The sequence below is a fragment of the Streptomonospora mangrovi genome (genome assembly GCF_027604915.1).
Classification (GTDB): domain Bacteria; phylum Actinomycetota; class Actinomycetes; order Streptosporangiales; family Streptosporangiaceae; genus Streptomonospora; species Streptomonospora mangrovi.
On record NZ_JAJAQC010000033.1, the window covers coordinates 45,062 to 62,075 of the forward strand.

Annotated in this window: 13 protein-coding genes; 5 read left to right on the forward strand and 8 right to left on the reverse strand. The window is 76.0% G+C overall.

What is annotated here, in order from left to right:
- Positions 1-7 precede the first annotated feature (7 nt).
- The 4 genes from LG943_RS18550 to LG943_RS18565 all read right to left on the reverse strand — a co-directional run bounded on the left by LG943_RS18550 (position 8) and on the right by LG943_RS18565 (position 3,437).
- Complete coding sequence (locus LG943_RS18550; protein ID WP_270073578.1) at positions 8-802, reverse strand: SDR family NAD(P)-dependent oxidoreductase; 795 nt, start codon at positions 800-802, stop codon at positions 8-10.
- A gap of 292 nt (positions 803-1,094) precedes the next feature.
- Complete coding sequence (locus tag LG943_RS18555) at positions 1,095-1,532, reverse strand: Hsp20/alpha crystallin family protein (protein ID WP_270073579.1); 438 nt, start codon at positions 1,530-1,532, stop codon at positions 1,095-1,097.
- 239 nt (positions 1,533-1,771) lie between these two features.
- On the reverse strand, positions 1,772-2,755 hold the full coding sequence (locus LG943_RS18560; protein ID WP_270073580.1) for a TIGR03557 family F420-dependent LLM class oxidoreductase: 984 nt from the start codon (positions 2,753-2,755) through the stop codon (positions 1,772-1,774).
- 283 nt (positions 2,756-3,038) lie between these two features.
- The gene (locus tag LG943_RS18565; protein WP_270073581.1) at positions 3,039-3,437 is read right to left on the reverse strand and encodes a DUF2267 domain-containing protein; all 399 of its coding nucleotides are present in this window, start codon (positions 3,435-3,437) and stop codon (positions 3,039-3,041) included.
- Positions 3,438-4,056: 619 nt separating this feature from the next.
- On the opposite strand from LG943_RS18565, the gene LG943_RS18570 reads away from it, so the two are divergent.
- Positions 4,057-5,082, forward strand: a complete 1,026-nt coding sequence (locus LG943_RS18570) for a hypothetical protein (RefSeq protein ID WP_270073582.1) — start codon at positions 4,057-4,059, stop codon at positions 5,080-5,082.
- 225 nt (positions 5,083-5,307) lie between these two features.
- Here the strand turns inward: LG943_RS18570 and LG943_RS18575 are convergent, their stop codons facing one another.
- Complete coding sequence (locus tag LG943_RS18575) at positions 5,308-6,537, reverse strand: FAD-dependent monooxygenase (protein ID WP_270073583.1); 1,230 nt, start codon at positions 6,535-6,537, stop codon at positions 5,308-5,310.
- A 152-nt stretch (positions 6,538-6,689) separates the two neighbouring features.
- On the opposite strand from LG943_RS18575, the gene LG943_RS18580 reads away from it, so the two are divergent.
- Positions 6,690-7,343: a TetR/AcrR family transcriptional regulator gene (locus tag LG943_RS18580; protein ID WP_270073584.1), complete on the forward strand. Its 654-nt coding sequence runs from the start codon at positions 6,690-6,692 to the stop codon at positions 7,341-7,343.
- Between the two features lie 25 nt (positions 7,344-7,368).
- On the opposite strand, the gene LG943_RS18585 is transcribed toward LG943_RS18580, so the two are convergent.
- On the reverse strand, positions 7,369-9,663 hold the full coding sequence (locus LG943_RS18585; protein ID WP_270073585.1) for an alpha-galactosidase: 2,295 nt from the start codon (positions 9,661-9,663) through the stop codon (positions 7,369-7,371).
- 347 nt (positions 9,664-10,010) lie between these two features.
- Positions 10,011-11,039 (reverse strand): LacI family DNA-binding transcriptional regulator, encoded by a 1,029-nt coding sequence (locus LG943_RS18590; protein ID WP_270073586.1) that lies wholly within the window; start codon positions 11,037-11,039, stop codon positions 10,011-10,013.
- Positions 11,040-11,570: 531 nt separating this feature from the next.
- Between LG943_RS18590 and LG943_RS18595 the strand changes: the two genes are divergently transcribed.
- Entirely contained in the window at positions 11,571-12,935 is a 1,365-nt protein-coding gene (locus LG943_RS18595; protein ID WP_270073587.1) for an MFS transporter, read from the forward strand.
- Between the two features lie 86 nt (positions 12,936-13,021).
- A complete protein-coding gene (locus tag LG943_RS18600; RefSeq protein ID WP_270073588.1) occupies positions 13,022-14,398 on the forward strand; it encodes a sulfatase-like hydrolase/transferase in 1,377 nt (458 codons plus the stop codon).
- Between the two features lie 125 nt (positions 14,399-14,523).
- On the opposite strand, the gene LG943_RS18605 is transcribed toward LG943_RS18600, so the two are convergent.
- Positions 14,524-15,516 (reverse strand): YbgA family protein, encoded by a 993-nt coding sequence (locus tag LG943_RS18605; protein WP_270073589.1) that lies wholly within the window; start codon positions 15,514-15,516, stop codon positions 14,524-14,526.
- Positions 15,517-15,618: 102 nt separating this feature from the next.
- On the opposite strand from LG943_RS18605, the gene LG943_RS18610 reads away from it, so the two are divergent.
- A complete protein-coding gene (locus LG943_RS18610; protein WP_270073590.1) occupies positions 15,619-16,932 on the forward strand; it encodes a cryptochrome/photolyase family protein in 1,314 nt (437 codons plus the stop codon).
- Positions 16,933-17,014 lie beyond the last annotated feature (82 nt).

Below are 17,014 nucleotides of genomic sequence, written 5' to 3' on the forward strand. Positions count from 1 at the left end.
CGGGGCGTTACGGCACGATCGAGTCGACGTAGCCGCCGTCGACACGGACGGCGGCGCCCGTTGTGGCGGCGGCCTGCGCGGAGCTGAGGTAGACCACCAGGTTGGCGATCTCCTCGGGTTCGATCAGCCGGCCCAGCAGGGACTGCGGGCGGTGCTCGCGCATGAACACGCGCTGGGCCTCCTCCCACGGCAGGTCCCGGTCCACCAACTGGTAGACGAAGTCCTCGACGCCGCCGGTGTGGGTGGGGCCCGCGATGACCGAGTTCACCGTCACCCCCGTGCCGGCCGCCTCCTTGGCGAACCCGCGCGCCACGGCCAGCAGCGCGGTCTTGGACATGCCGTAGTGGATCATCTCGGCGGGGATGACGACGGCGGAGTCGCTGGCGATGAACTGCACCCGCCCGAACCCGCGCTCCATCATGCCCGGCAGGTAGGCGCGGGTCAGCCGCACGCCCGCCAGGACGTTGACCTCGAAGTAGCGCCGCCACTCGTCGTCGGAGATCTCCAGCGCGGGCGCCGATCCGAAGATGCCCAGGTTGTTGACCAGGATGTCGGCGTCGGGCAGGGCGGCGACGGCCTGCGCCGCGCCGTCCTCGGTGGCGACGTCGGCGGCCACCGCCACCACGTCGGCGCCGGGGACCTCCGCGCGCAGCCGCTCCACCGCCTCCTCGACCCGGGCGGCGGTGCGGCCGTTGACCCCCACGCGGGCGCCCGAGCGGGCCAGCCCGGTGGCGATGGCCTCGCCGATGCCCTGGGTCGAACCGGTGACCAGTGCCGTCCTGCCGCTGAGGTCGAGTCGCATCGGCGCGCCTTTCGTCGTCTCCGTGGTGTCCTCGCCGGTGCGCCGGGGGTGGGCCGCGCACCGGTCCCCATCGTGGCAAGGGGGCGGTGCCGGGGGCGATGCGCCACGCGCGGGCGGGCTGTGAGGACCCCCACCCCGGCGCGCGCCCGTCCGCCGACCGGACGCGGCGCGGCACGGGTGCGGGCACGCGGGCACGGCGAAGGGCGGCGCCCCAGGGGGCGCCGCCCTCGGCAGAGGCGACCGGGGCGCGGGAGGCGCCGCGCGCCCCCGCGCGGCGCCGGCGCCGGGCGGGTCAGGCGTTGATCTGGCGCGCCTGGCCGCTGCCGCCGGCGGCGACGCTGATCTTGCGCGGCTTGGCCTGCTCGGCGACCGGGATGCGCAGCGTCAGCACGCCGTCGGTGTAGTCGGCCGCGATGCGGTCGGTGTCGAGCGTCTCGCCCAGGAAGAGCTGCCGCGAGAAGGAGCCGTAGGGGCGTTCGCTGACCACCGGGTCGCGCCCCTCGGCGCCGGCGGAACCGGGGCGCTCGGCGCGGACCGTCAGGACGTTGCGCTCGACCTCCAGGTCGATGGAGTCGGCGCGCACGCCCGGCAGGTCGAAGGAGACGACGAAGGTGTCGCCCTCGCGGTAGGCGTCCATCGGCATGGCCGCCGGACGGGCGGCGGAGTCGTCGAGCAGCCGCTGGGCGAGGCGGTCGAACTCCCGGAAGGGGTCGGTACGCATCAGCATCATGGTCACCTCCTGCGTGCTCAGCAAACCTGATGCGTCGACACTCAACTTTGTTGCCGACCTCCCGCGCGGATAAACCTTCGGATCCCCGGTTTTTTCTCCCGTGCGGCGCCCCCGATCGCGGACCTGACCTGGCTCTCAGCCCCACCGCCAGGCCCCCGCACGCCACCGGCCCGGCCGCCGGTGCGCGGCGGCCGGGCCGGGTCGTTCGTTCGGGGGATCGCCCCCACACCGCGCGGGCGCTACTCCCCTGCGCCCCCCGCGTCCCCGGCGCGCAGTCGGGGGATCACCTCGTTGGCGTAGAAGTCGAAGAAGCCGTCCTGGTCGGGGCCGATCTGGCTGACGTAGACCTCATCGGCCCCCGCCTCGTAGTAGGGCCGGATCGCCGCCAGGTGCGCCTCGGGGTCGGGCCCGCACGGCACCTGCGCGGCCACGCGCTCCTCGGTGATCAGCTCGTCGGTGACCTGGCGGAAGTGCCGGGGCAGCGGCAGGATCTGGGAGGTCTCCCCCGGCAGGGCGTCGTTGGGCCACTGCCGCCGGGCCAGCGCCCGCGCCTGCGCGGCGTCGGGACCCCAGCAGACGTGCAGGCCGCCCTGCACCGGCCGGCCCTCGCCGCCGCTGGCGCGGAACTCCCGCACGGTGTCGGCGGCGGGACCCATGATGATGAGCCCGTCGGCGATCCGCCCGGCGGTGTCGGCGGCCTTGGGGCCGAAGGCCGACATCAGCACCCTCGGCGGCTCCTCGGGCAGCGTGTAGATCCGGGCGCCGTCCACCGTGTAGTGGGTGCCCCGGTGCGAGACCAGCCGACCGGTCCACAGCTCGCGCATGAGCCCCACGGCCTCTTCGAGCATCTCCAGCCGCTCGGGCGCCGAGGGCCAGGGGTCGCCGAAGATGTGCTCGTTGAGCGCCTCGCCGGTGCCCACGCCCAGTGCGAACCCGCCGGGCAGCAGCGCGCCGGCGGTGGCGGCGGCCTGGGCGACGATCGCGGGGTGGATCCGCCGGATGGGGCAGGTCACGGCGGTGGTCACCGGCAGCGGGACGGTCTCGCCGATGGCGCCGATGACCGGCCAGACGAACGACGCCTGGCCCTGCCGGTCCAGCCAGGGGTGGAAGTGGTCGGAGATCCACAGCCCGTCGAACCCGGCCTCGTGGGCCATGCGCGCCTGGCGCACGAGTTCGCGGGGCGGATGCTGCTCGGTCGACAGGAAGTACCCGATGCGCGGCACGGCTCTCCTTCGGCGTGGTGGGAGGAACGAGGAACGCGGCGGGCGGCACGCGGGGCGGCGGGCGCCGCCGGCACCGGGCCGCGCCGGCGGCCGACGGCTGACGGCTGACGGCCAACCGTCGACGCCGGATCCCGGCGGACGCGGACTCGACGACCTGCGCGGGTGCGACGACCTGCACCGACGCGGTGGCGTGCGCGGTCGCCCTGGCGTGACGTGCGCGGGCGCGGCGGCCCGCTGTCGCACCGCCGCGCCGCCGTCCCCCCGGGCGCCGCCGGGGGGCGGATCAGGTGCCGCCGCGACTGCCCGCGAGCGTGAACCGCCGCAGGTCCTCGGGCAGGCCGCCGCGCACCTTGGTCATCACGTTGACGGTGGCCTCGTCCAGCACCTCGAACACGGCGCGGGCGGCGTAGGACGCCTGCGACCGGTCGGCGTGGGCGCGCGCGGCCACCCGGTCCACGAACTCGTCCTGGCCGAAGCGCTCGGTGGGGTCGTACTGGTCGGTGACGCGGCGCACGTTCTCGCCGATCTCCTGCGGGAGCTGCGCGGCGAGGTCGTCGGCGAGGTCGGGGTTGATCCGCTCGGCGACCGTTTCGAGCGTGGCCCGGGTGAACGCCTCGGCGCTCCCACGGCTGTCCAGGCGGGCGCGGGCCTGCACCTGTCCGATGAACGCGTCGTGCTGCATCTCGCCCTCCAGTCCTGGCGCGTGTGTGCGTGCACTCCGCCCGGCCTGCGCGGGCCTGTCGGCCGGGCGGACGGTTTCGCCACCGGGTCCGCTACCACGGGGGCCGCGAGGTATGCGCGGCGGCGCGCACGGGCCGCGACGGTTTCCGGCGCACCGGTGCGGGTTAGTCGGCCGGTAGCTGTAACGGAGCGCACGAAGAGAACGCGGGCCGCCGCTGGCAGCGCCGCGACCGCACAGCAGCGCAGTGCACGACAGCGGAGCGCCGGGCGGGACCGGCCCGTTCCACGCGGACCGGCCCCGGTGTCCGGCATCTGCTCATACGCCTTACCTCCAGGCAACGGAGGCATCGCCATCGTAGAAGTGGCGTGTGACAATTTCGGGTGGCAGGCGCCGCGGCACCGCACCCCCGGGCGGGCCTGACGCGGGACCGGCCGGTCCCCGCACCGGCGGGCCGGCGCCGCTCCGGCACCGGTCCGACGTACCCCTGGTGTTCGTCCGCCGATCGCCTCCCGGCGGTGGCTTCTGCGCGCGCACGTTCGAGGAATGGGAGTAGCCCGTGGCACAGCGGCTTGTCCTGCACATAGGTGTGCAGAAATCAGGAACGACGTATCTGCAACAGATGATGCAGGACCGCGCGCGCGAACTGGCCGCGATCAACGTCCTGTACCCCGTCCCGCCCCGCCGGCCCGATGCCGGGCGGCTCAACCACCACGAGACCGCCTCCTACGGCCTGCTCGGCACCGAGTACCCGTGGGTGACCGAGGAGCGCTCGGCCCAGGAGAAGGCATGGTGGGCCAACCTGCGCAAGCAGGTGCGCGACTGGTCGGGCACCGCGATCGTCTCGGCCGAGGCGCTGTCGGTGGTGCGGACCGACGCCGCGCGGCGCACCATCGAGGAGTTCGGCGTGCCGGAGAACACCGACGTGTTCATCACCGGGCGCGGCCTGGGCAAGCTGCTGCCGTCGGTGTGGCAGCAGCACGTCCGCAACGGCCACGCCACCAGCTACGACCGCTACCTGCGCCAGCTCGCCCGGCAGCGCGACCGGGGCTGGGAGGAGTTGGAGCAGGACCCCAAGACCCACCTGTGGCGGGCGTTCGCCCTCGGCCGGCTGGCCCAGCGGTGGGCCGCGCTCGTGGGTCCCGAGCGGGTGACACTGGTCACCAACCCGGGCTCGCCCGCCGACCGGCTGTGGCACCGCTTCCTGGAGGCCATCGACCTGGGCGACACCTCGGGCCTGCCCGCCCCCGACACCGCCACCACCGTGCACAGCGGGGTGACGGCACCGGAGGCCGAGGTGCTGCGGGCGGTCAACGGCAACCTGATGGGGGAGGGGTGGGACCGGGCCTCGACCCGCAAGCTCCGGACGCAGGTCATCGAGGAGTTCGCCGGGCGCGAGAAGCGGGGACCGCGCCTGGGCGTCCGCTCGGGGTTCCGCGACCGGGTCGCCGCCTGGAGCCGGGAGGACATCGACGATCTGCGCGAGTCGAAGGTGCGGATCGTCGGTGACATCGCCGAACTCCACTACGACCCCGAGAGCGAGCCGGCCGAGCCCACCCCCGCCGAGATCGCCGAGGCCGCCGGCACCGCCGTGCGCGCCGCCGCCGACTGGGCGCCCAGCCGCCGCGAGGCGGCCAAGGCCAAGTAGCGCACGGCGGCCCGCGCACCGGCGTGGGCGCCCGGCGGTCAGCCGACGCGCACGCGGCGGCCCCGGAGATCCGGGGCCGCCGCGTGCGCGCGGGGACACGGGCCTACGGGGACGCGGGCGAGCGGCGGGGGCAGGCGCTCGACGTGCGGCGGGGTGCGGCGGCACGCCCCCTCCCCCACGGCTCCCCTCCCCTGTCCCCGCCCTGTCCCGCCCCTCCCGCCTGCCTCACGCGTCGGCGGGCGGGGTAGGCGGGTAGTCGCGGACGGTGAAGCGCGCGAGCTGGGTCGACACCCGGTTCTCGCCACCCAGCAGGCGCGCGCTCACGGCGGCGGGCAGGCGCGGCAGGGCGCCCAGCACCCAGCCCGCCATGCGGACCTCCAGCGGCGAGCGGGGCACCAGAGTGCGCATCGCGCGGGGACCGAACTCGCGGCTGCGGCGCACGTAGTCGCCGATCTCGGCGGCGTAGCCGGCCAGGGCGGCGCGGTGGTCGCCCCCGGCCGCCGCCAGGTGCCCGGCCAGCACGTAGGCGGCCACGAACGCCACCGTGGTGCCGCCGCCCACCGCCGGACCGGGGGCGTACCCGGCGTCGCCCACGAGCGCGACCCGGCCGCGCCACCACTCGTCCATGCGGATCTGGCTGATGGAGTCGAAGTAGAAGTCGGCGGCGCCCGCCGCCTCCTCCAGCAGCCGGGGCACCTGCCAGCCGTCGTCGGCGAACATCTCCCGCAGCAGGCGGACCTGCGCGCCGGTGTCGCGGTGGTCGAACGGCACCTCGGCGTGGCGGCGGAGGAACACCGCGCGGGCGTCACCCGTCTGCCAGACCGGGTAGAGGCCGACCAGCCGGTCCACGGCGTTGTAAAGGGCCATGCGCCCGTCCAGGGCGAGGTGGTTGGGCACGGTGAAGGCGCTGAGGTAGCCGCCGAGGAAGCGCCGGTAGCGCTCCTCCGGGCCGAACGCCAGCCGGCGGACGGTGGAGTGCAGGCCGTCGGCGCCGACGACGAGGTCGAAGCGGCGCGGCGGCGCGTGCTCGAAGGCGACCTCCACCCCGCCGGCGTCCTCGCGCAGGGCGCTGACGGAGTCGCCGAAGACGTACTCGACGTCGTCGCGCGTGGCGGCGTGCAGGATCCGGGCCAGCTCGCCGCGCAGCACCTCGACGTGGCGGTCGGCGGAGGCGGCGGGCAGCCCGCCCAGGTCGATCTCGACCGGTCGGCGGCCGGGCCGCTCCAGGGTGATGGCGGCGGTGCCGGTGGCGGCCTCGCGGATCTCCGCCAGCACGCCCATGCGCTCGGCGATCTCGACGGCGGGCTCGAACAGGTCCACGGCGTGGCCCCCGGTGCCCATGCGGAGTTCGGGCGTGCGCTCGACCACGACCGGGGTGTGGCCGTGTCGGCGCAGCCAGTAGGCCAGGACCGGGCCGGCCACGCTGGCTCCGGAGATCAGCACGGTCAGCGCCATGGTGTCCTCCCTCGTTTGTTTACTTACCGGAAGGTAAACCTAACCGGCGCCGAACGCCGCCGTCAACGGTTTACTTTCCGGTAGGTAAACGAACGCGGATCCACCGCGGGCGCACTAGTCTCGATGCGTCGATCGACCGAGGAGGGGTGCGGGTGCCACGAGCGCGCAGCGGCGAGACCCGGGAGCGGATCCAGGCCGCCGCCCTGGACCTGTTCAGCGAGCAGGGCGTCCAGCAGACGAGCCTGCGGGCGATCGCCGAGCGGCTGGGGCTGACCAAGCCGGCGCTCTACTACCACTTCCCCTCGCGCGAGGAGCTGGTGCGCAGCCTGGTCCAGCCGCTGATCGAGGACATCGAGGAGCTGATCGCGCGCGACGAGGCCGCCGGGTCCACCGACCCGCGCGCGCTGCTCGGCGGGTACTTCGACGCGAGCTGCCGGCACCGCCGGGTGACCGCGCTGGTCGCCCGGGAGCTGGCGACGCTGTCCTACCTGGACCTGGGCGCGCGCGTCATGGACTGGCGGCGGCGGCTCATCGCGCTGCTGGCGGGGCCTGAGCCCGACCTGACCGCCCAGTGCCGCGCGGTCACCGCCATCGGCGGGCTGTCGGACTGCCTGGTGTTCTTCGGCGACGCCGATCCGAGCGAGCTGCGCCCGGCGGTGCTGGCGGCGGCGCTGTCGGCGCTCGGCATCGAGGACGCGGAGGACGCCGAGGGGGCGGCGGACGCTGAAGGCCGGAGGGCCGCAGAGGAGCCAGAGGGACCGGAGAAGCGGGAGGCGGGGAAACCCGAGGCCGCCGGAGGCGCCTGAGGCGGGTCAGGAGCGGCGGGGCTCGTCAGTCGGCCGCGCGCGCCTCGACCAGCACCGCCTGCGCCGGGAACAGCCGGGGCATCGGCACGCCCAGGGCGCCCAGCGCGGCGCCGCCGAGCACCGGTGCCGGAGTGTCGGCGTGCATCCAGGCGGGCGCGCCCGCCGCCCCGCGCGTGGGGTCGCCCAGGTCGGTGCGGTGGCGCAGCGTGTAGGTCCGATCGGGGTCGAGGCCGGGCAGCGGGGTGCGGCCGGGCTGCTCGGCCGCCGCCGTGGCCAGTTGCGCGAAGCAGTACAGCGCGTGGTCGCGGCCGGGCGAGACGACCCCGTGCAGCAGCGCGGCGGGGTCGGTCTGCTCCGCGCGCACGGTGCGGCCGGTGCGCAGCAGCGGGCGGAACTCGCGGACCATGGCGGTCCAGGCGGTGAGGGCGGCGAGGTCGCGTTCGCCGCAGCGGGTGAGGTCCCATTCGATCCCGGAGTGGCCGAACAGGGCGGTGCACAGCCGGAACGCGAGGTCGGTGCGGCGGTGCGTGGTGTGGGCGACGGGCGGGCCGACGTGGGTGCCGACGAGTTCGGGCGGCAGCAGCAGGCCGGTCCAGCGCTGGACGGCCTGGCGCTCCAGGGGGTCGTTGCAGTCCGAGGCCCACACGCGCTCGGCGCGGTCGAGGATGCCCAGGTCGATGCGGGCGCCGCCGCTGGAGCAGGACTCGAACTCCACGTCGGGGTGGCGCTCGCGCAGCGCGTCCAGCAGGGCGTACAGCGCGCGGGTCTGGCGGTGCACGCCGGGCACGCGGCGCCCGGCGCCGCCCGGTGCGCCGCCGGGTTCGGCGCGGTGCACGGCCTCGTAGAGGTCGCGGTTGTGGTCCCACTTGACGTAGGCGATGGGGTAGCGGGTCAGCAGCGCGTCGAGGCGGTCGTGGACGAGCCGCCAGGTGTCGGGGCGGGCGAGGTCGAGCGCGTACTGGTGGCGCCAGGTGCGGCCGGGGTCGCCCTCGGGGTGGAGCAGGCGGGTGGGGTCGGTGCGCACCAGGTCGGAGTCGAGGTTGGCCATCTCCGGCTCGACCCACAGGCCGAAGTCCATGCCGAGGGCGTGGACGTGGTCGATGACCGGGTCCAGCCCGTGCGGCCAGGTGTGCGGGTCGACCTCCCAGTCGCCCAGGCCGGACCGGTCGCCGCGCCGCCCCAGGAACCAGCCGTCGTCGAGCACGAACCGCTCGACCCCGACCTGCGCCGCGCGGTCGGCCAGGGCGCGCAGCCGGTCGAGGTCGTGGTCGAAGTAGACGGCCTCCCAGGTGTTGAGCACGACGGGGCGCGGGCGGACCGGGTGCCGGGGGCGGGCGCGCAGACTGCCGTGCAGGCGCGCGGAGAGCCCGTCGAGCCCGTCGGCGGAGTGGCAGAAGACGATCTCGGGGCCGGTGTAGGCCGCGCCGGGGTCGAGCCGGATCTCGCCGGGCAGCAGGGCCTCGGCGCCGCCGAGGACGGCGGCGTGGGCTCCGGCGCCCTCGGGCAGGCGCTCCACCAGGTACTCCTGGTGGCCGCTCCAGGCGACGTGCACCGCCCACACCTCGCCCGCGCCGAACCCGAACCCGGGGGTGCCCGCCGCCATCAGCAGGGGGCTGTCGTGGCCGGGGCGCCCGCGCAGGGCGCGCCGCAGCAGCGTTCCGTCGCGCATGGGGCCGCGCTGGGGGCTGCGCTCGCGCACCCACCGGCCGGTGAGGTCGAGGACCTTCGAGGCGCGGGCGGGCAGCGGGAGGAGCACGCGCAGGGCCGCGAGGTCGTAGGGGGCGGGGCGGGCGGCCGGGTCGGTGGAGTCGGCGGGGTCGGTGGCGGGGGCGTCGGCGGCCGGGGAGGCGTCGGCGGTCGCGGTGGCGCGGGCGCGCAGGACGCCGAACGCGTCGAGCCGGTAGCGCAGTTCCACGGCGATCCCGATGTCCGGGTCGTGCAGGTCCAGCGTGAGCGTGTCGGCGCCGTCGTCGCTGCTCCGGCGGTGGCCGCGCAGCCGCAGGCGCGGGGCGGTGGCGGTGCCCGCCCGGTGCCCGCTGAGGCCGGGCGTCCCGGCCCAGGCGTCGGCCTGGGTGGGCAGCACGGTGAACCCGCGCGGCGCGTCGGGGGCGCTGTGGGGCACGGCGGGCACCGACGTGGTGCGCAGGTGCTCGGCGAGGTCGGGGGTGAGCGGGCCGAGGTCGGCGCCCCAGTGCAGCACCTCGGGCAGGCCGCGCCCGGCCATCGGTGCGAGGTCCACGACCAGGCAGGCGCCCGCGCGGCGCAGCACGGCGACCGGGGGGCGGGCGGCGGTGTCGGGGGTCGGGTCCGGGTCGGGCACAGCGCCTCCACTCGCGGTCTCGCCGGGCGGCCGGGCCGTTCAAGGGTAGGCCATGGCCCCGCCCCCGCCCCGGCAGGCGCGTCGGGGGAAGGGCGGCGCCAAGGCCGGGCGGGGTGGGCGTGGGGGTGGGCACGGGGGCACGCGCGGGGGCGGCTGCGGCGCGGTGTGGGGCTGAGTGCAGGGGCGGGTGCCGATGGGGTGCGGACCGGCGCCGCAGGGCGCGACTCGGTGGGGACAACGGGACTCAGGGGGACGACGACCCCGCTCGGTGCGGACGACGCGGCTCGGTGCGGACGGCGCGGCGGCGGGGACGACGCGGCTCGATGCGGAGCGGCGCGTGTCGGCGGTCAGGCGGACGCGCGGACGATCAGTTCCCACGGCGCGGCCATGACCTCGCCGGGCAGCGGCGCGGCGGCGTCCAGGCGCGCGAAGAGCCGGGCGACCTCGCGGGTGAAGTCGAGTTCGCGCGCGCCCACGGTGGTCAGCGCGGGCGTGATCACCACTCCCTCGGGGATGTTGCCGATCCCCGCCACGGCGAGGCCGCCGGGCACCTCGACTCCGTGGTCGCGGGCCGCCCACACGGCGTCGATGGCGGCGCGGTCGGTGGCCGACAGCACGGCGGTGGGCGGATCGGGGCGGCGCAGCAGCTCGCGCACTGCGGCGTAGGCGGCGGGGCGGGAATCGGCGACGGGCAGCACGAGGGCGGGGTCGACGCCGATGCCGTGGGCGGCGAGCACGTCGCGGTACCCGCGAAGCTTGACCGAGCGGACGCCGTCCCAGCCGTCCTCGCCGGGGTGGGCCAGGTAGGCGATGCGCCGGTGGCCGGAGGCCACCAGGTGCTCCACGGCGGCGCGGCAGGCGCGGGCGCGGTCCTGGCGGACGACGTCGAAGCCGTCGGGGGCGAGGTGGTCGTCGAAGACGACGAGCGCCAGGCCCCGGCCCGCCAGCCGGGTCAGCTCGGCGGGGTCCACCCGGCAGTCGGGCAGTAGGACGGCGCCGTCGACGTAGCGCTCGCGCAGCACCCGCAGGGCCGCGTCGCCGGAGGCGGCTTCGCCCTGCGGCAGCGCCACCACGCCCAGGCCGCGCTCGGCGGCGCCCGCCTGCATCTGCTCGGCAAGGCGGTCCGACCACGGGCTGGAGGGCGCGGGGTACATGAGCGCGACGAGGTCGGTGCGGCGGCGGCGCAGGCTGCGCCCGGCGTGGTCGACCTGGTATCCGACCTCGGCGACGGCGCGCAGGACGCGCTGGCGGGTCTCCTCGGGCGGCGGCTTGGCCCCGCCGCGCCGCCCGTTCAGCACGTAGGACACGGTCGCGGTCGACACTCCTGCCCGGCGCGCGATGTCGCGCTGGGTCGGGCGTGCGGGGGGCTCGGTCACTGCCACATCCGTCAAGCGTAGTCGCCCGGCCCGGCCCGGGTTGAGCCGTCCGCGCGAGCGGACATCGGCCCCCCCGGGGCGGGCGGCTGAGGCGGCAGCGGGGCGGCAACGGGGGCGGCGACGGCAGCGGATGCCTGAGGCGGCCGAGCATCACCACTCGGGGCGAATGCCCGAGGTCGCGACGGCGGTGGCGGCGAGAGCGGCGACGGCAGCGGGCCGCCGGCCCGCCCCGAAACGCCTCGCCACCCGGGGCCTGGACGCCGGTTCCACCGCGATGTAGCGTGCGTCACGTTAATCGAATAACACGATCTCGGATGCCCGTCCGGAGCCCGTCCGGAACCCCCCGGGCGTCGGCCGCGCGGGTCCCCTCAGGGCGGCGGACCGCCCCTCCCTCCGGGGCGCCCGCCCTCCCCCTCGGGGCACCCGCCCTCCCCCGGCGGCGCGGGGCACGGCGCCCTCGTCCGGCCCGGCGCCACCCCCGAACGCCGAACGAAGAAGGCCGTCACAGCAAGCCGAACGAAGAAGGCTGACATGACGACACGCCCGACCGACGACCCGCCCCGCCAACCCATGCGCAAGGTCATCGCCGCCAGCCTCTCCGGCGCGCTGCTGGAGTGGTACGACTTCAACCTCTACGGGCTCTCGGCCGCGCTCGTCTTCAACCGCCTCTTCTTCCCCGACGCCGATCCGCTGATCGGCACGCTGCTCTCGCTCGCCACCTTCGGCGTGGGGTTCGTGTCGCGGCCCATCGGCGCCCTCCTCTTCGGCCACCTGGGCGACCGTGTCGGGCGCAAGCAGATCCTCGTCGCCACCATGATGATCATCGGCGGCGCGACGTTCCTCATCGGCCTGCTGCCCGACTACAACACCATCGGCGTGTGGGCGCCGATCCTGCTGGTCACCCTCCGCCTGGTCCAGGGGCTCGGCCTGGGCGGGGAGTTCGGCGGCGCCTCCCTCCTCACCGTCGAGCACGCGCCCCGCCACAGCCGGGGGTTCTGGGGCAGCCTGCCCCAGACCGGCGGCCCCATCGGGTACCTGATCGCCGTCGCCGTGGTCAGCCTGTTCGCGCTGCTCCCCGAGGACGACTTCCTGAGCTGGGGCTGGCGGGTGCCGTTCCTGCTCAGCGCGGTGCTGCTGGTGGTGGGGCTGCTCGTGCGGCTCAAGATCGAGGAGACGCCCGCGTTCCACCGGGTCAAGGCGGCCGACGCCCAGGTCCGCGTCCCGCTGCTGACGGCGCTGCGCCGCTACCCGCGCAGCATCGCCGTGGGGTTCGGCGCGCGCCTCGGCGAGGCGGGGACCTCCCAGATCTACCAGCCCTTCGCCATCAGCTTCGTCACCACCAGCCTGGGGTTCAGCCAGGGCGTGGCGCTGACCGGCGTGGTGCTGTACAACCTTCTCGGCCTGGCGCTGATGCCGGTGGCCGGGGCGATCTCCGACCGGGTGGGGCGGCGCCCGCTGTACCTGGCGGGCGGCGTGATCGTGGCGCTGACCGCCTTCCCCTACTTCTGGCTGCTGGAGATGGGCAGCACGTGGTGGGCGTGGACGGCGATGGCGCTGGCCACCCTCGGCGGCGCGGTGTGCATGTCGAGCCTCCAGGCCACCCTGTTCACCGAGATGTTCGGCGTGCGGGTGCGCTACTCGGGCATGTCGTTCGCCTACCAGACCTCCGCCATGGTCGCCGGGTTCGTCCCGGCCGCGGCGACGTCGCTGCTGGTGGCCTTCGACGGCGCGACCTGGCCGGTGGCGCTGCTGGTAGTGGGCCTGGGCGCGGTGTCGGTGGTCTCCACGCTGTTCATGCGCGAGACGCGGCACGTCGACACCGCCGAACTGGAGGCGGCCACGGGCGGCGGCGCGCCGGGCGCGGACAACCGAGCGGACAGCCGCGCGGACGACTGAGCCGAGGACCGAGCGCCCCGCGGCACGCGGGCGGCGCACGCACAGGACACGGGAACGGACGGAAACGGCGAGGGGGACGCGGACCGATGGCGGACACGGCGGACGGCCGGGGCACGGCGGGCACGACAGGACGGGAGGGCTCCGGCCGGGGCGGTCGGCACCCCAACGTGGTCGTCTTCTTCACCGACCAGCAGCGGTGGGACACCACCGGCGTGCACGGCAACCCGCTCGGCCTGACGCCCAACTTCGACCGGATGGCCGCCGAGGGCGTCCACGTGGCCAACTCCTTCACCTGCCAGCCGGTGTGCGCGCCCTCGCGCGCCTCGCTCCAGACCGGGCGCTACCCGGCGCAGACCGGCGTCTACCGCAACAACATCCCGCTGCCCGAGGACGCCCCGACCCTGGCGCACCACTTCGCCGCCGCCGGATACGACACCGGCTACATCGGCAAGTGGCACCTGGCCGACACCGACGTGGCCGGTCCGGTGCGGCCCGAGCAGCGCGGCGGCTACCGCGACTGGCTGGCGGCCAACCTGCTGGAGTTCACCTCCGACGCCTACGAGACCACCCTCTACGACGCCGACGGCCGGGCGCACGACCTCGCGGGCTACCGCGCCGACGCGCTCACCGACGCCGCGATCGACTACGCCACGCGCGAGCGCCGCAACCCGTTCTTCCTGTTCCTGTCCTACCTGGAACCGCACCACCAGAACCAGCGCGACGACTACCCGGCGCCCGAGGGCTACGGCGAGCGGTACGCGGGCGGCTGGACGCCCGGCGACCTCGCCGCGCTCGGCGGCAACGCCGCCGAGCACCTGGGCGGCTACTACGGGATGGTCCGGCGGCTGGACGAGTGCCTGGGGCGGCTGCTGGCGGCGCTGGAGGAGCACGGGCTGGCCGAGGACACCGTGGTGCTCTACACCTCCGACCACGGGTGCCATTTCAAAACCCGCAACAGCGAGTACAAGCGCAGTTGCCACGACGCCTCGATCCGGGTGCCCACGGCCCTGCGCGGGCCGGGGCTGGGCACCGGGCGGCCGATCACCCGACTGGTCAACCACATCGACCTGCCGCCGACGCTGCTTGACGCCGCCGGTCTGCCGGTTCCGGCGGACATGCACGGCCGGTCGCTGCTGCCGCTGGTGCGCGGCGCCCCCGACGACCGGCCCGACGACGTGCTGGTGCAGGTCAGCGAGTCGGAGGTGGGGCGCGCGCTGCGCACCCCGCGCTGGAAGTACGGCGTGGTGGCCCCGCACGCCGACGGCTGGGACGACCCGGCCGCCGACGAGTACGTGGAGACCTACCTCTACGACCTTGAGACCGACCCCGACGAGCTGCGCAACCTCGTCGCCGACCCCGGCGCCCGGGAGGCCCTGCCCCCGCTGCGCCGCCGCCTTGTGGAGCGGCTGGCCGAGACCGGCGAGCACCCGGTGATCCGACCTGCTCCGGCGTCGGCGCCGTGAGGGCGTGGGCCGGTGGGGCGGTGGGGCGGCGGGCGCGGTCGGTAACGGGCACGGCGGTGGGGCGGCTCGCGGCCGGCTGCGCCGTCCCGGCCGGCTGCGCTGCCCGGCCGGCTGCTCCGTCCCGGCTAACCGCTCCGTCCGGCGAGCGCGGTGCGCGGCAGCGCGTCGGCGGGGAAGGGCGCCAGGTAGGTCTGCCGGGCGGCCCACTCCACGCCCTCGGCCGCGCAAAGGCGGCGGATCAGCGCCGCCGGGACGCCGAGGGGGAGGTCGCCGCGCCGGTAGCGCTCGACGGCGTCGAGCACCTCGCGCCGTGCGGTGTCGTCCAGCAGGCCGCTGACCATGCCGAAGGCGTGCTGGAGCGCGTTGGCGTGCGTGCCGGGGGTGGTGGGCCGCTCCAGCGCGCGGGTGAAGGCGGCGGTGTAGTCGCGTTCGACCTCGGCGCGCGGCCGGTCACCCGCCCGTGCGGCCACGCGGCCCGCCGCGCGGTAGCCCTCGGGCGAGTGCGCCATCAACTGGAGCTTGTGGCGGGCGTGGAAGGCGACGAGATCGCGGGGCCGCCACGCGCCGCCGTCCGCGTCCTCGTCCGCGTCGGCCGCACCGCCCCCACGGCCCGTGTCCGCCGCACTCCTCGTGTCCTCGGGCACCCCCTCGAACAGGGCGCGCAGCCGGGCGCGGGCGAACACCCGCTCCACGAAGTGCTCCCGCAGAGTGTCGTCGGTGAGCCGCCCCGCCTCCTCCACCGGCAGGTCGGGCCGAAGCTCGGCAAGCCGCGACGCGAACGCTCCGCCCCCGTCCACCACCACGCAGCCGTCGAGCCGCCCCAGCACGGCACGGCGGCGGCCGTCCCGCTCGCCCGCATCCCGCGAGCCCGCCGCGTCCCCCTCCCCCTGCGCCCCCGCGCGGGAGGTGCCAAGCCCGATCTCGGCCTCGGGGCGGATCGGCACCCGGTCGAGGTGGCGGTCCAGCGCCTCGGTGAGGAGGCGAAGACCCGCCGCGCCACCGTCCGGGCGCGCGCGGGCGGCGAGCAGGCGGGCGGGGACCCCGATCCGGGGCCGGGTGCGGGGGTCGGGGAGGCCGGAACCGGAGGGGGCGTCCGGGCGGGCGGCGGCGGGGTCCATGTCGGCGGCCCTACCCGCTCTGACCTGCCCGAACCTTGACATCACCGGGGGTAGTGTCGCCACTACACCCGCCCGTTGCCGAGGGACGGAGGAGGCCCGCCCGTGCGGCCGACCATCGTGCTGTTCACCCGCGACCTGCGCACGCACGACCATCCCGCGCTGGCGGCCGCCGAGGAGCGCGGCGGCGGCGTGGTGCCGCTCTTCGTGCTCGACCCCACCGTGCTCACCCGCTCGGCGCGCAACCGGATCGCCTACCTGCGCGAGGCCCTGGCCGACCTCCGGGACGGCCTGCGCGCGGTGGGCGCCGACCTCGTGGTGCGCTCCGGCGACACCGTCGCCGAGACGGTGCGGGTGGCGCGGGCGGTGGAGGCCGAGCGCGTGCACCTCAGCGCCGACGTCAGCGCCTTCGCCGCCGACCGCGCCCGCCGCCTGCGTGCCGCCGGTGCGCGGGAGCGGTTCGCCGTCGCGGAGTTCCCCGGCGTCACCGTGGTGCCGCCCGGCGGACTGGTACCGGCGACCGGCGACCACTACAAGGTGTTCACCCCCTACTGGCGGGCGTGGGAGGCGCGCCCGTGGCGCCGCGCCGAGCGCCCGCCGCGTCGGCTCGGCCCCCTGCCCGAAGGGCTGGACGCGGGCGCGCTGCCCGGCGAGGAGTGCGTGGAGCGGGGCACCGGGCGGCTGTCCCCGCGCCGGATCCGCGGCGGCGAGGGCGCCGCGCGCGAGCGGATGCGCCGGTGGCTGCGCGGCGGCTGCTCCGGCTACGGCGAGGACCACGACGACCTCGCCGCCGACGCGACCTCCCGCCTCAGCGCCGACCTGCGGTTCGGCTGCCTGTCGCCGCTGGAACTGGCGCGCGCCGCCCGCGAACGCGGCGGCTGCGACCCCTTCGTGCGGCAACTGGCCTGGCGCGACTTCCACCACCAGGTGTGCGCGGCCTTCCCGCTGCTGGCCCGGCGCGACTACCGGCCGCGCGACACCCGCTGGCGCGACGACGACGCCGCGTTCGCCGCCTGGTGCGAGGGCCGCACCGGGGTCCCGGTCGTCGACGCGGGCATGCGCCAACTGCTGGAGGAGGGGTTCATGCACAACCGCGCCCGCCTCATCACGGCCGCGTTCCTGACCCGCGAACTGCGGGTGCACTGGCGGCGCGGCGGCGACCACTTCCACGCGCTGCTGACCGACGGCGACATCGCCGACAACTACGGCAACTGGCAGTGGGTTGCGGGCACCGGCAACGACACCCGGCCCAACCGCTCATTCAACGTTTTGCGGCAGTCGCGCCGGTTCGACCCCCGGGGCGACTACATCCGGCGGTACGTGGCGGAGCTGGCCGACGTCCCGGCCCCGCGGATCCACGCGCCGTGGGAGTCGGCCCGGCCCGCGTCGGGCTACCCGGAACCGCTGTTCGACGTGTGAGGGCGGCCCCGCCGCCGCCCGGGGAGTCCCGTCCCGTATCGCCGATTGACACCGCACCGCCGCCCATTTACCTTTCATCACC